General features: G+C 42.8%; 14 protein-coding genes. 2 read left to right on the top strand and 12 right to left on the bottom strand.

The genetic code is table 11. The annotated features are described in order from the left end of the window. Window positions 1-2: 2 nt before the first annotated feature. The 7 genes from PGLA_RS12040 to PGLA_RS12010 all read right to left on the bottom strand — a co-directional run bounded on the left by PGLA_RS12040 (window position 3) and on the right by PGLA_RS12010 (window position 7,266). Window positions 3-1,256: a Gfo/Idh/MocA family protein gene (locus PGLA_RS12040; RefSeq protein WP_161487879.1), complete on the bottom strand. Its 1,254-nt coding sequence runs from the start codon at window positions 1,254-1,256 to the stop codon at window positions 3-5. Then, complete coding sequence (locus PGLA_RS12035; protein ID WP_068533004.1) at window positions 1,195-2,061, bottom strand: metallophosphoesterase family protein; 867 nt, start codon at window positions 2,059-2,061, stop codon at window positions 1,195-1,197. Before PGLA_RS12035 ends, PGLA_RS12040 begins: the two co-directional genes overlap by 62 nt. Window positions 2,062-2,074: 13 nt before the next feature. Then, entirely contained in the window at window positions 2,075-2,857 is a 783-nt protein-coding gene (locus PGLA_RS12030) for a carbohydrate ABC transporter permease (RefSeq protein WP_068533238.1), read from the bottom strand. 134 nt (window positions 2,858-2,991) lie between these two features. Beyond that, a complete protein-coding gene (locus tag PGLA_RS12025; RefSeq protein ID WP_068533002.1) occupies window positions 2,992-3,879 on the bottom strand; it encodes a carbohydrate ABC transporter permease in 888 nt (295 codons plus the stop codon). 113 nt (window positions 3,880-3,992) lie between these two features. Then, entirely contained in the window at window positions 3,993-5,354 is a 1,362-nt protein-coding gene (locus tag PGLA_RS12020; protein ID WP_068533000.1) for an ABC transporter substrate-binding protein, read from the bottom strand. Window positions 5,355-5,386: 32 nt separating this feature from the next. Beyond that, window positions 5,387-6,265: a hypothetical protein gene (locus PGLA_RS12015; RefSeq protein ID WP_068532997.1), complete on the bottom strand. Its 879-nt coding sequence runs from the start codon at window positions 6,263-6,265 to the stop codon at window positions 5,387-5,389. Window positions 6,266-6,402: 137 nt separating this feature from the next. Further along, complete coding sequence (locus PGLA_RS12010) at window positions 6,403-7,266, bottom strand: helix-turn-helix domain-containing protein (protein ID WP_068532994.1); 864 nt, start codon at window positions 7,264-7,266, stop codon at window positions 6,403-6,405. A gap of 349 nt (window positions 7,267-7,615) precedes the next feature. On the opposite strand from PGLA_RS12010, the gene PGLA_RS12005 reads away from it, so the two are divergent. Further along, complete coding sequence (locus tag PGLA_RS12005; RefSeq protein ID WP_068532991.1) at window positions 7,616-8,716, top strand: citrate synthase/methylcitrate synthase; 1,101 nt, start codon at window positions 7,616-7,618, stop codon at window positions 8,714-8,716. Between the two features lie 182 nt (window positions 8,717-8,898). On the opposite strand, the gene PGLA_RS12000 is transcribed toward PGLA_RS12005, so the two are convergent. From PGLA_RS12000 to PGLA_RS11990, 3 genes are all read right to left on the bottom strand, one after another. Further along, a complete protein-coding gene (locus PGLA_RS12000; protein WP_068532988.1) occupies window positions 8,899-9,678 on the bottom strand; it encodes a DUF4097 family beta strand repeat-containing protein in 780 nt (259 codons plus the stop codon). A gap of 112 nt (window positions 9,679-9,790) precedes the next feature. After that, window positions 9,791-10,453 carry a TetR/AcrR family transcriptional regulator gene (locus PGLA_RS11995; RefSeq protein ID WP_068532985.1) on the bottom strand — a complete coding sequence of 221 codons (663 nt, stop codon included), beginning with the start codon at window positions 10,451-10,453 and terminating at the stop codon, window positions 9,791-9,793. 304 nt (window positions 10,454-10,757) lie between these two features. Then, window positions 10,758-11,480, bottom strand: coding sequence for a ThuA domain-containing protein (locus PGLA_RS11990; RefSeq protein ID WP_068532983.1), 723 nt, complete (start codon window positions 11,478-11,480; stop codon window positions 10,758-10,760). A 199-nt stretch (window positions 11,481-11,679) separates the two neighbouring features. Between PGLA_RS11990 and PGLA_RS11985 the strand changes: the two genes are divergently transcribed. Beyond that, the gene (locus PGLA_RS11985; RefSeq protein ID WP_068532980.1) at window positions 11,680-12,630 is read left to right on the top strand and encodes a helix-turn-helix domain-containing protein; all 951 of its coding nucleotides are present in this window, start codon (window positions 11,680-11,682) and stop codon (window positions 12,628-12,630) included. Window positions 12,631-12,736: 106 nt separating this feature from the next. On the opposite strand, the gene rbsB is transcribed toward PGLA_RS11985, so the two are convergent. Beyond that, entirely contained in the window at window positions 12,737-13,654 is a 918-nt protein-coding gene (gene rbsB, locus PGLA_RS11980; protein ID WP_068532979.1) for a ribose ABC transporter substrate-binding protein RbsB, read from the bottom strand. A gap of 15 nt (window positions 13,655-13,669) precedes the next feature. Continuing rightward, window positions 13,670-14,638 carry a ribose ABC transporter permease RbsC gene (gene rbsC, locus PGLA_RS11975; protein ID WP_068532976.1) on the bottom strand — a complete coding sequence of 323 codons (969 nt, stop codon included), beginning with the start codon at window positions 14,636-14,638 and terminating at the stop codon, window positions 13,670-13,672.

Genomic DNA, 14,638 nt, shown 5'->3' with positions numbered 1-14,638 from the left:
CGTTATTTCCTCTCTTTCGCTTTGAAATCAGGAAATGATATTACTTTACCACCTGCTTCGACCGATTCCATCGACAAGGAAAATACAGAACTCCAAGTCACTGCATCATACACGTCCACTGAGGGAGATCGATCTTCTTGAATAGCAGAAATAAATTCCTCCAGCACGAGAAAATCCCCCCCGCCATGTTTCGTCTCAGCAGCGAATTTCCCCCATTCCTTCCATGTCGGATGATCATACAAGGGCTGATAGTTCCGCAAGGGTTCCCACATATCCGACCCATCTTCTATGTTCTTAGGTGAGTGATCTTTGAACCATATCAAATCGTCTTCCAGCTGATGGCGACCCGTAATAAATGCACCCTCGGTTCCCTGCAGCAAGTAATGCGTTTTATTATGTGGCCTAACAGAAGTCCAATCGACACGTAGTTCAATTAGTACCCCATTCTCTGTTTGTAAGACAGCTACCGCACTATCGCCCTGTCGCCAGAAGCCCTTCCGTGCTGCTGGGTGATCTTTACCGTAATGTTCACCAAAGTAATACTGTAAGGATCTCGATTTGGAAACAAAGGTGGACACGCTTTCCAGGCGGTCTCCGTTAGGTTTGTTCAGATTGATCCATTGCGCAAGCGGTCCTATCGAATGGGTCGGATAATTGATCCCATTATATTGTTTATGCAATTGCCCTCGCCAAGTAAGCGAGCCGTCCGGATGATGAGTCAAGTGACGCAAATCGTGGATATATCCACCTTCTAAATAAGTAATTTCGCCAAACATCCCTTGATCAGCCATATGTTTAATCGTCAGGTTCGAACGAGAGAAGCAATAATTCTCAGACATCATATATTTCAATCCGGTTCGTTCTACCGTCTCGATAAGCTCCCAGGCTTCCTCTAACGATTGGATGGAAATGACTTCGCTCAGGACATGTTTCCCAGCGTTTAACGCATCGATGGACTGCCTTGCATGCAGATGCATGGGGCTCAATATAAATACCGCGTCAATAGACGGATCCTTCAGCATTTCGTGATAATCTCGGTACGTTCGGATTTCTGGAAACTTCTCTTTCCATTGATTGAGCACCCACTCGTTCAAATCACAGGTCGCACTCAGCTGAATTCGATCTGAAAGAGAGTAAAGGGCATTCATAAAGCTTGCTCCCCGATTTCCACCAACGATAGCTAAGCGTACTGGCTTACGAATCACTTGTGCTCCACCTGCTTTCTTCCGGATGAATTCGGCTAACGATGAGCTCAAGTGCTTGCGAATCCCCTTCCGCGTTCGGGTACTTCTCATAATCAAACATATTGCCGGTAAATCCAGATGCCCACTCACTCAATCGATCGCTTGCCATGCTAACCATTTCCAACCTGATTTCATGATCAAGGACATTCACGATCCGTACAGCGGGAACATCGGGCACGGCTGCCGTTTGGATGAAATGCCAATTCTCTTTCCTGACGATGGAATGAATATGATTATGACCGTTGAAATAGAATGCAATTCCCTGCCATTGTTCGAGTATCGGCCAAATGTCCAAGGTAGGGTCGAGCGACATCATGGGCTCGGTTGATCTGGCCGTCGTTCCATATGGAGGGTGATGGCCGAATACGAAAAGTGGCTTATCCGTTGTCCGACTCATTTGCACTTCAAGCCAGGCCAACTGTTCTTCATCGATCGTTCCGCTCCAATCGTCACGGTCTTCACGCGCGGTATCCAGCAACAGGATTATCGCATTCGGCTCCTCAATGACACCGTATCGCTGTTGCTGAGTGATAGAAAGAATGTCTTGTTTCGGGTAGTTATACGTATCATGATTACCTAGAACGTGAAGGAATCGACCAGGAAGCTTACTGCTTTCAATTTTCATCATCATGTCATTGAATTCGGTTAATTCCCCCGCATGAGTCAAATCCCCCACGGAAATATGATAATCGGCATCCATGGACAAGAAATTGTCCATAAAGTGCCCATAATACGAATCCCGTGCTTCTTCAATGGTTGGATTGCAGTCTGTCAGTTCGCCCGGGTAGTGTAAATCCCCAATAATAGCTAGTTTCATGTTAAGCTTCCCCCTATCCTTTAATGCCAGAACTCATAAAACTTCCGATCACCTGCCGCTGGAACAATAAAAAACCTATCATGAGAGGTGCCGAAACAATCAGCGTTGCCGCACATACATCAGACCATTGCGCACCCGACTCGGTGGCCTTCGCAAACATTGCCAAACCCACGGTTAATAAACGATTGTCCTCCGAGTTAGTCACAATGAGCGGCCATAAGAAGTCATTCCAATGAAAGCTGACGGACACGATAGCAAATGATACGTAAATTGGACGAGACAACGGAACATAGATCCGCGACAGAATATGCAGGCGCGAGGCTCCTTCTACGCGGGCAGCTTCATCCAGCTCCTTAGGTAATTGCTTGAAGGACTGCCTTAGCAGGAAGACGCCAAATGAGGATGCAAAGTAAGGTAGCATGATCCCGAGCAACGTATCCAGCAATCCCATTTCGTTCAACACTTGATAATTAGAGAAAATCAGAACATCCGGCGGCACCATAATTTGCACCAAGAATAACATGAACAACAAATCTTTCCCAGCAAACTGAACCCGCGCGAACGCATAAGCAGCCATCGTCATTGTGACAAGTTGGACAGCCAGAACACCACTGCAAACAAGCAACGTATTCATGAAAAATTGCCCGAATGGCGCAGCCTGCCACACATGGATGAGATTATCGAATGTCAATCCCCATGACCACCCTGAACCAATCGCTGACTCCTTTGGAAGAAAGGCCGTTCTGACGACCCAGATGAAAGGTATCATCCATAGCGCGGCAAAGCCGAAACCCATCCCATGCCATAACAACTGAAGGATTCGACGTCGTGTTCTTTCTAAACGTAACGTGCGATTGTCTACCAAGGGCTTACGGTTATTACGATTCAATAACATTGGTAGCTTTAATGGATTGTCCATGAACTTCCCTCCTATTCATAATGGATTTTATGGTCCCATCCAAAAAACTGCATCGAAGAAATGATGAGCAGCAATACAATCATCACCACAGTCATCGTGGCAGCCATACCCTGATCGTAGAAATTGAAGGTCGTGTCGTAGATATAGTACAGTAGTAAATTGCTCGCGTTGTTCGGTCCGCCTTTTGTCATAATCCAGAGATGGTCGACTAACTTAAAAGAATTCGTTATGGCTACAACACCCACGAACAACGTGGTCGGCATAGTGAGCGGAATAGTAATCCGCCGTATGGATGTGAGCGCGCCGACACCACTCACCGCAGCTGCTTCATATAAATCTTTGGGAATCTGTTGCATGCCCGCTAAATAAAAAATCATGAAGTAACCCGCTTCCTTCCAAACCATCATGATAATTAAAGCACCCATCACCGTATTTGGCGTTCCAAGTAAATTAATCGGTTGCTCCGCGATCCACGTGGCAAGCCTTGCCAAAAGCCCGAAATGCGGTGTATACAGAAACAACCAAATGTTCGCCACTGCGATCATCGGTATCATATTCGGATAGAAAAAAGAAAGACGTGCAAGCCCTCGGCCTTTTATCGCCTTGTCTGCAAACAGTGCCATCAAGAAAGCTAATCCCAATGAGGTCGGTACTGTTCCTATTGCAAAGCCAATATTGTTACCGAGCACTTTCATAAAGACTTGGTCTTTCAACAGATTCGCGTAATTACCGAATCCCACGAACAAGGGTTCGGGCGTCGCTAAATTTTTCTCATACATGCTGAGCCAAACCGATTTCAGCATAGGGTAATAGGTAAACAGGCATAGAAACAGAAGCGAAGGTAACACAAGCCCCCAGCCGAATCCGTTTCGTCTAAGCTTCTCACTCCATCCGGCCATCGTACCATCCAGTCCTTCCTTATTAGGGTTCCATGATAATTGAATGAACGAAATATGTCAGGATAAGCGAACATAGCTGTCCTGACATCACTCGAACATTCATGCCTTTAACCTTACTTATTGAAAGGGGCAAGCGCCTGATCCGCTTCTTCCTGCGCTTTCTTTAGTGCACCCGCCGCATCAATTTCTCCGGCCAAAGCAGCTTGAATCTGATTTGTAATGGCCTTCGACACTTTACCATGGTTATGGGTCGATAGTTCTCTGAAGGCATATTCCAGTTGATTCCGCGCAACGAGAGCTTGCGGGAAATCCGCCGTGTATTTCTTCATCGCTTCCGTATCGTACGCGGATTTCCGTACACCGACATAACCTGAAGAACTGCTGAATAATGCAGCTTGCTCTGATGCTGTCATATACTTAACGAATTCCCAAGCCGCAGCTTGTTTCTCGGGAGAAGTATTTTCAAAGATGTACAAGTTGCCGCCACCGGTAGGCGATCCGAATTGCTTTTGCGCTGGCGGGAACGCCACGCCGAACTCGAATTTGGCGTTATTTTTCACGTTCGTTAAGTTGCCGCTCGTATGCATCATCATCGCAGTTTTACCTTGAATAAAGTCAGTCGGCACCGTAGCCCAATCAATCACGCCTTCTGGCATAACTTTCTGTTTATGGGACAAGTCTAGCCAGAATTGTAATGCCTCAACATTCTCCGGTGTATTGAACATCGCCTTTTTACCATCGGAGGACATTATATTTTGCTTGGGATCGGTAGCATTTTGCCGCGCAAGCATTTGAAACATCCAATAGGAATCGTCATTACCCGGGATTTCCAAACCTGCATGACCATCTCTGTTCAATTTCTTGGCGTACGTCACAAGTTCATCCCATGTTGCAGGCGGCTTCTCTGGATCTAAACCTGCCGCTTTAAACATTTCTTTGTTGTAGTACATGACAATCGTGCTCCGTTGGAACGGAATGCTGTACGTTGTACTTTCCGTCTGTGTATCTTCTAGAAAGGCAGGATAGAAATCCGACATCTGGATATCCGTATCTTTCACGATAAAATCATCAAGTGGAATGATCGCCTTCATATCCAGCATGCTGTATAGTTCAGTCGACATCATGACAGCGACATCCGGCGGTTGCTTGGCCTGAACGCCCGCTTGGATTTTTACCGTGTTATCGCCATAATTGCCTGTGTACACGGGATTCACTTTAATATCCGGGTGTTGCTCCATGAATGTGCTTACCATCCCGTCGATCACTTTCGTCAGCGGACCGCCAACGTTAACTGGATAATAGAATGTGATCTCAACATTCTTAGATTCCGAAGATTCCGGTGTGCTTGCAGTCATCGCAGGTTGATTCGTATTCATATCCTTCCCCGCTGAACTCTTATTCGTTTGGCCGCAGCCTGCGATCGCCATTATAGAAACCAACAGCAACAACGCCGTTAACTTTGATTGCTTTAACATTTCTGTTATCCCCTTTTCCTCTTCGTTTCGGATTAAAATGCATAATGGCGAAAGTTCAAACTAATGCGATTCGAACCAACGTCAAGAATATGGAGTTCTGCGCCATTAGCAGTCGGTAGAACGGCGATTCCTTGCGCTTCTGTACCACTAGGTAAATTACGGTCAAAGGCAACGGACACACTACCGGTATCCGTATCGATCTGATAGACCGTCTGGGTCCCATTATCCGATGAAGCGTACAGGATACCGTTATACATTTCTGCCCCTTGGATTCGATCAATGCTTTGTGTAAGGGGAACTGTTCTGATCAGATGCATATCATCGAGGCTAAACACATTCAATACACTGGCATTACTCCACTGGGCTGTGTATACCTGTCCGCGAACGGCATCTACTGCAACCCAAGGTACACCTCCAATATGTAAGTCCAGCGGCAAAGCGAATGAAGTGCCTGTATATTGCAAGGTATTTGCATCATAAAGGGCGATATAAGGATGCTCGTAATGTTTGCCATCTTCAATGGGAGCATAGATTGTATCGTTGTAGTAAGAAATATCTCCGATGTGGTCTCCACCTAAGGCAGAAATTTCCGATGGAATAGCCAATTGATTCCGGGCCTTCACCGTCTTGCCGTCCAGTGCAGTGCGCAAGAGGCCATATGGCGAACTAAAGATCCATGAGTTGCCATCCGTAGTCACGCCTTGCCCTCGTTCAAGAGCCTCAAGCAACCAGAAGGTTTGCTTGGATACCTCATGCCAAGACCCATTAACCTCAGCTACCTCTGCAGTCATAACCACAGTTGTGCTTGCAGGGTTATCCGATCCGACATCGGCAGCGGATGCTACCATTGATAAAGAACTAGTCGCAAAAACTCCCGCACACATCAGACCGAATAATCTCGTTAATTTCATGTTTCTCTCCTCCTAATAAGGTTGTAGCCCGGCACCTTCGCGCCTTGCTTCAACCTTATTATAGGGCTAGCTTCTATCCCTCCAATTGAACAAAACACGTCTTTCCTTGAACAAAACTCTCATTTACATAAATTAAATCAATACATCGCGTGGCTTGGTTTTAATGAAATTTGATTAGCATAAAGTTTCGGGGTAAGACCTGTCTCACGCTTAAACAATCTAGTGAAATGCCCTTGATCGGCAAAACCAACCTGAGCAGCGATCTCCTTTAAGCCAACTTTACCTGAACGAATTAGAAATTTAGAACGTTCGATTCTTAACCGAATTAAATAATGATGTGGAGTAAACCCGGTCTGCTGTTTAAAAATACGAATAAAATGGGACTGGCTCATATTGGCCATTGAGGCTAGCTCCGTCAGTTGAATTTCCTCTTCCAAACTCTCCCGCATATATTGGATAACCTGAAAAATCTCTTGATTAGCTGGCGTTTTGCTGTTCGAATGCTGGGGGATCACGGAAGAATAGTGCTGTAATAAATGAATGATCAACATGTTAGATAATGAATCGCTGTAAATTTTCCCTTTAGCTCCGCCATTCTGTAATTCCTCAAGCATCCAGAGCCCTAGTTGCAGGAGCTTAGTGTCTTTTACATGAAATTTGCGGTCCAATTGTATATGGCCTTCTGTCAGAAAACCGGATTCACGAGCGATCTCTTCGATGACCGAAGGAGTAATTTCAATTTTGAGAAAATAGAGCGAGGTTCTGCCCCAAGGACAAAGAGTGCTCTCATTACATGGGGTAATGTGAATGGTATAGTAATTTTCATAGTAGGCAGTGCAATGAATCCCTATCAAATACTTAGACTCTGACGAAGGGCTGAACGCTTGTTGTGGACTATACCATTGCGAAACCTGAAGCTTATCCCAACCATATCTATCACTTGCAAGTACAGGCTGGAAAGCCATAGGGGACGATCCTTCAAATTCCTCCATTGTTTTCATATCTATCTATCACCCCTTGTTACCCCCAATATATCAGTCTTGTATGCGCTCCGCGTCAATGAGCTGTAAAAGCTATGTTAATTCCTCCACTGAATCCGTAAATGGAAGAATGGATTAATAGAATAGAGATATACAGTCACAATAACAAAAAAGAGGGTTAGCCCCCTCTTAACTAGTTCCGTAAATGCAGCCCCCAACAATTGATATTTGGACGCTTGACCTCATTGGTTGATAAAAAATATTTATCACTTAGTTAAATGGTAATAATTATACATTATCATCAATCGGGTGTACACTAGTATTAAGTTATCCAATATTATCTATTACGTAATCAAAGGAGCAGACCATGATGGCTAAGGTTACTGGGTTGGAGGGTGTTGTTTCTGCAGAAACAGACATTAGTTTAGTGGATGGAGAACAAGGTCACTTGGTGTATCGAGGTTATTGGGCTAAGGATCTTGCTGTGACAAAGAGTTATGAGGAAGTAGCTTTTTTGCTTTGGAATGGGCGGTTGCCAGAGCGAGATGAATTAGATCAGTTAGAACAACGAATGGCTAATTTAAGGAATATACCGGAATACATCTGTAGGATTATCGATTTACTTCCATTATCGGTTCCAATGATGGCTGTATTGCAGACCACAGTAGCAGCTCTTGGGGAAACAGAAAGTTCAACTTGGCCACCAACATTGCAACAAGCAGAGCGTTTGTCGGCGATCCTGCCAACGGTCATTGCCTATAGATATCGTAAATCACAAGGTTTAGCCATTGTAGAACCTGATCCCAAGTTAGAACATGTCGCTAATTATTTATATATGCTGACAGATCATCTTCCCGATGAGTCCCATACAAGAGCATTAAATGCCTACTTAATTCTTGGTATGGAGCATGGCATGAATGCATCGACATTTGCTGGTCGCGTCATTCTCTCTACACAATCAGATATGAGCTCGGCCATATGCGGAGCAATAGGGACAATGAAAGGTCCACTGCATGGTGGAGCTCCCTATGAAGTAATTGCAATGCTTGAGCAAATAGGAACTAAGGATCGCGCTGAACCGTGGATTCGTAACATGTTGGACAATGGAGAGCGATTAATGGGATTTGGTCACCGGATTTATAAAACCAAAGATCCTCGCGCTGAAGCTCTCCGTATCGTCACTCTCAATATGACAGGACAAGATCCTTCCTTCGATTTGGCGATTCACGTTGAGAATACTGCCATTCGTTTACTTGAAGAATACAAACCAGGACGTCGATTGTATACGAATGTGGAATTTTATGCGGCAGCTATATTGCGTACAATTCAGCTCTCTCCTGATCTGTTTACACCTACATTTACAACGGCAAGAATTGTAGGCTGGACAACACATATCCTTGAACAAGCAAGCGTTAATCGCATTTTTCGTCCTGAGTCTGTGTATACCGGATCAATGCCTGCATTGGGGTAATAAAAGCTGTCAATGGAATGGATATTTTCCAAATGAAATCTAAGAAAAATATAAGAAGCTCAAGCATTATTTCGGATTGAGCTTCTTATAATTTACAAGTCTTGTTCGTAAATGTGGCTTCATAAGTCTAGCTTTTCACCATGTATTCAAAAAAGTTCTTACAATAAAGCTGTTAACTTAGTTCAAACTCTCTCCAAAGTGAACTTTCCACCCCTAACCTCAGCGTTAAATTGACTTAATCCGTTCTTATAGCTGTAACTTTCACCGTCACTGCTCAGAGGGAAGTCACTTTTAAAGTTACCCGAAACCTTTTTGAATTGAAATCTAAAACCCTCGTTTTCAGGAATAGATACCGTTACATTGGCAGCTGTCGAAATTGATTGTATCCGCTGTAACATCGTTGACGATCGCACAACTACACTCCTGCCGGTTGAATGGGCATTAAATTCTAAGAACTCGCCAGACAGATTTACTGGCGATGAGGTAGTATGTATATTGAGTTTCTCAATTTCTAAGTTATCACCTGAAATATGACATGCGGTTGCATGGATATCTAGCTCAATCATTTTACCTGAAAGCTTAGCTTTACCGGATGTTATGTTACATCTACATCTATTTACATCTACATGATGTATAGACAAATGGCTTCCAACGCTTTCGATATTCATAGCATTAAATTTCTTCTTTGGAAGATGAATTTCTAAATCTGTTTTGTGCACATTGAATCCAATGTTAATCTTTTGTTTTCTTCCATCGGTAATAGTTAATTCACCGTTATTCACATTAAACTGAAAGAGTTTACTTTCAGGAAATCTCGTACCCGCGCTCTGGATAATAACTATTTCTTCGTTCTCACTCTGAAGAATACGGATATCTCCCGTGATCCAGTTGATTGAAATGTCCCGGATCGTCTCTTGCATGCACTCCCTTTTTCGAACAATGGATTCTACCTGAGCGAACATACTCACCACTCCTAACTATTTATTTATGCTGACAATTGGACCTTCCCGATATTCCTATTAACCACCACTTCATAAGATGTGTATCACCGGGGTCGTACTCTTGAGTTTGATTTTATTGTCCATCTTGTCTGTAGGCATCGATATCAGAATGACGTTCGGTAATCCTCTGTATCAATTGATCACTAACGATATCAACACCCAACACCTTCATCATATATTGTAAGAACTTCAACCGATTGACTGTCTCAGAAAGACTACGTTCAAATAGAACCGGATTGATCCATATGTTCACAAGCAATATTAATACTTCCGCACATTCAGTAGGGTAATCTGTCGTAATTGACCCATCTACTTTCCCCTCCAATAGGATAGCTGCGATGATAGAGGCGTCTTTGTTTACACCTTCCTTCATTCCTGTCACCACAAATTGCGGATTTTTAATTTGCGTGCTTAAGACACGATCTAGGGAATGTGCATCTTGATCTGCCATAACATTCTCCAATATACTAATAAGTTTCTCGCGAGCGTTAGCTGCTTGCGTATTTTGAATCAGAACATTCATCATTTGTGCAGTGTAGCTAAATTGTCGATTCATTACTGCATCCAAAATTTCCTCTTTAGATTTAAAATGATGATAAATAGCACCCTTTGACATTCCCAACGCCTCAATAATATCTTGCACACTTGTCTTCTCATAGCCTTTGTCTGTAAATAACCTTGCTGAGACGGATAGGATTTGCTCTAACGTCTGTTCTGGATATTTATTTCTCGCCATATTGTCTCTCCTTTAAATACCAACCGTTGGTATGTATATTATCGTACACATTTATTAATGTCAAGATTAGGATGCGATGCGACTTATACTTTAATAGTTGATTTAACACTACTCGACCTAGAATCCAGTGATAGATGGAACGGAAAATGAGTAGCTAATACGCTTCACTTATACGCCGTTGTTGGGCAACTTCTGGGAATCAATTGTGAATTTATAATAACTCATTAAAAAATGCCAGTGTCCCCGATATATCAGGAACTCTGGCATTACATGTATGATTAAGGCTTGTATAACCTTGAATCGTTTATTTTGCTTGTATTGTTTCTAATGGCTGTGCATTTCCATAGACCGGACGATTGCGATCTACAGGCTGTGCCCATTTCACTGCATTCACAATGACGCGTTGAATGTCTTTGTTATAATATGTTGGATACGTTTCATGTCCCGGTCTGAAATAAAACACTTTACCATTTCCACGTGTAAAGGTACAACCGCTTCGGAACACTTCTCCACCTTCAAACCAACTTGTGAAGATAAGCTCGTCTGGTGCAGGAATATCAAAATGCTCTCCATACATTTCTTCTTTTTCTAGTTCGATAAACTCCCCAATTCCTTCCACAATCGGATGGCTTGGCGCCACAACCCAAAGACGTTCCTTTTCATCCGCTTCACGCCATTTCAAATCACAGCTTGTACCCATTAATGCTTTGAAAATTTTGGAGAAATGCCCAGAGTGAAGGACAATCAAGCCCATTCCATCAAGCACGCGCTGCTGTACTTTTTGGACAACTTCATCTGTTACTTCTCCATGTGCAAGGTGTCCCCACCAAATTAATACATCCGTATTGTTTAATACGTCATCTGTTAATCCATGTTCTGGTTCATCCAACGTAGCCGTCCCAGCTTCATATCCTGCTTCATTTAAAAAGCCTGCTATAGCACCATGAATTCCATTTGGATATATTTCCGCAACAAGCGGATTCTTTTTCTCATGACGATTTTCATTCCATACGGTTACTTTTACCATTGGTTGAACACTCCTTAATCTTCTATTAACTGTACTCATTATAAAAAATTTGAGCTGTTAATGAAATACTGAATCATGGCAATTTTATATTCAAAAGTGTCCTCAATTTCTTTAATACATCAAAATACAAGGTATAGATATCAATCATTGGATCATATATATCCAAAAGTGATATACTCCCAAAAGGAGGTTATGCTTCATGTCCTTATTAGAAACCAATATTGATACGCATTCCGATGCTATTAATGAAGAAGTCATCTATCAGAATCCGCTGCTGTTTCTAAAAATATGGGAAATATCCTTAGAGGCTCACTATAGCAACGTTGTGGAGAAACACCCATGGCACTACCACAAAGAGGTAGAATTTCTTGCTGTCATTGAAGGCCACTTAGGTGTTCAAAGTAAGGGCGATTACGTTGTTCTTGGTCCGGGTGATGTTATGGTATTGGGAGCTTCGCAGCCACACCGTTCCCATAAACCTCTTACAGAAGTACTGCACTATGTGGTGCTTCAAATCGATTTGAGCAAACATTTTGACCAGAGCACCATGCCATATCTATACTGCTTCTCGGAACTGACTCAACCACTGGATATTCTAAACTATATTTTTAAAGAAAATGAGTCTGCGAAACGGGAAACCCATGCTTTTATTATGGAAATATTTAAAGAATCTCAAACACGGATGAGAGGCTACGAAATTGCTGTCAGCTCTACGATCAAGAGAATGATGCTATTACTGTTAAGAAGCGATAGTCGCAACGTATTGAACTATACAGGGGAATCCGAATTGAATCGATTAAGACCCGTACTTGATTATGTAAACGAACATTTGAACGATAAACTCTGCGTCGAAGATGCTTGTACTTTACTTAATTTGAGCTATCACTATTTTATTAAATATTTCAAGAAAAGCATGGGCATCTCTTTCGTGGATTACGTCAATTATAAAAGAATCAAACGATCTGAGCTGTTATTACTTACAAGTGAACTTAGCATTATGGAAGTTAGCTACGAGGTCGGCATTTCGAACATGGCCCAGTTCTATAAACTGTTCAAACGCCATAATCAGTGCTCGCCTAGGAAATTCAAACAGCGCATGCGAAGCGAGTCCAAAGGTACGATGGAAGCCATGCCACAAATTAAATCATAGATAGCTATGGTTACCCGAAAATTAAAATAGCACTGCCCTCACCTATAAGGCGAGAGCAGTGTTTTTGATGAAAAACGACTTAACTTAACGTCAATTATAACTACATTTACTCTTTAACGACCAACTTAAGCGGTGCAGGTATCAACTTCTCCACCGTTTTACCTTGAAGAACATCTTTAGCCGCTTGCACGGATAGTTGTCCGATTAATTCGGGTTGTTGGGCTACGGTTGCAGTTAATTTGCCTGCTTGGATTGAGTTCAGCGCATCTATGTTTCCATCGAACCCAATTACAGCTATCTTCTTGCCTGAGCTTTGAATCGCTTCAATCGCACCGAGTGCCATTTCATCATTGTGAGCGAAGACAGCTTGGACACCTGGATTTCCTTGCAACAGATTTTCCATAACCGTTAAGCCTTTGGTTCGATCGAAATCTGCAGATTGCTTCGCAATCACATCAAGCTGTGTATCCGAAATTGCATGGAATCCTTTACCACGTTCACGAGTAGCTGATGCACCAGGTACACCTTCTAACTCAATAACTTTAGCACCTTTACCGAGTTGTTCTACGATATACTCTGCTGCCAATGTTCCACCTTTTACATTATCTGATGCAACGAGTGCTTCAACTTTCCCTTTTTCAGCGGAACGATCTAATGTAATGACTGGAATACCTAAGCTATTGGCTGTCTGTACTACCGTAGAGATAGCAGATGAATCCGTTGGATTGATTAACAGGGCATTCACACCTTGTTGCATTAAGTCCTCTACGTCATTACTTTGTTTGGCAGAATCATTTTGCGCATCGATTACGATGACTTCCATACCTTGCTTTTTAGCTTCCGCGACAACGCCATCTTTTAGAGATACAAAGAAAGGATTGTTCAAAGTTGAAATCGATAGTCCTAGCTTCATATCTTCCAAGTTACCACTTTTATTAGGCTTAGCCCACTCGGGTGGCTCTAAAGAACATCCTGTCATCAGTACTAGTAGTAAAGAAACAAGAATTAATGTACCTTTTTTCATGTTGGAATCCCCCTCTTATGCGGCTTTCTTACGGTCTATTAACACAGCAATCGCTATTACAATCCCTTTAACGACCATTTGGTAAAACGAAGATACGCCGAGCAAATTCAATCCATTGTTCAATATTCCGATAATTAGCGCACCAATTAATGTACCTACAATACGTCCACGCCCACCTGTTAAGCTCGTACCCCCTAATACAACAGCTGCAATGGCATCTAACTCATATGATGTACCAGCAGTTGGTTGCGCCGAGTTCAGCCTTGAGGTTAGAATCGCACCTGCCAACGCGGATAACATACCTACTAGGGAATAAATCATGACTTTAACGCGATCTACTTTAATACCTGAAATGATGGATGCCTTCTCGTTACCACCAATCGCATACGTTTTGCGACCAAATGGAGTTTTGTGCAATACCACCCATAAGACGAAGAATACGATAATCATCGTGATTGCAGGAACTGGAATACCTAAGAAATATCCACGCCCAAACAATTGGAACATCATGCTGTCTCCAAGACCTGTGATCGGATTACCATTCGTATAGACAAGGGTTAATCCGCGGAAAATAGTCATCGTTGCTAACGTTGCAATAAACGGAGCCATTTTACCTTTGGTAATCATGAGACCGTTGACCATCCCCATAACACCACCCAGTAAACAACCTATAACAATCGCTAATATCGGATCTAATCCCGAGAGCATAAGGTTTGCCATGATCGCACTAGATAATGCGAGAATGGAACCTACTGATAAATCAATCCCCCCTGTCAAAATAACAAAGGTCATACCGAATGCGATCAATGCATTAATGGCTACCTGTCTTAGCAGGTTCAATATATTAAGCGGTTCCAAGAAACTTGGATTTAACACGGTTACGATGATAATCAAGATAAGAAGCCCTAGTAAAGGACCTAGTTTCTGTGTTATTTGCCCGATCTGAAAGCCCTTTTTCAATTGTTCATCTTTGCTAGTCGTCAT

It is taken from the genome of Paenibacillus glacialis, assembly GCF_001637205.1.
GTDB classification, from domain to species: Bacteria; Bacillota; Bacilli; order Paenibacillales; family Paenibacillaceae; genus Paenibacillus_AQ; species Paenibacillus_AQ glacialis.
The sequence above is the reverse complement of the archived record's forward strand: the minus strand, read 5'-3'. Positions and strand labels throughout refer to the sequence as shown.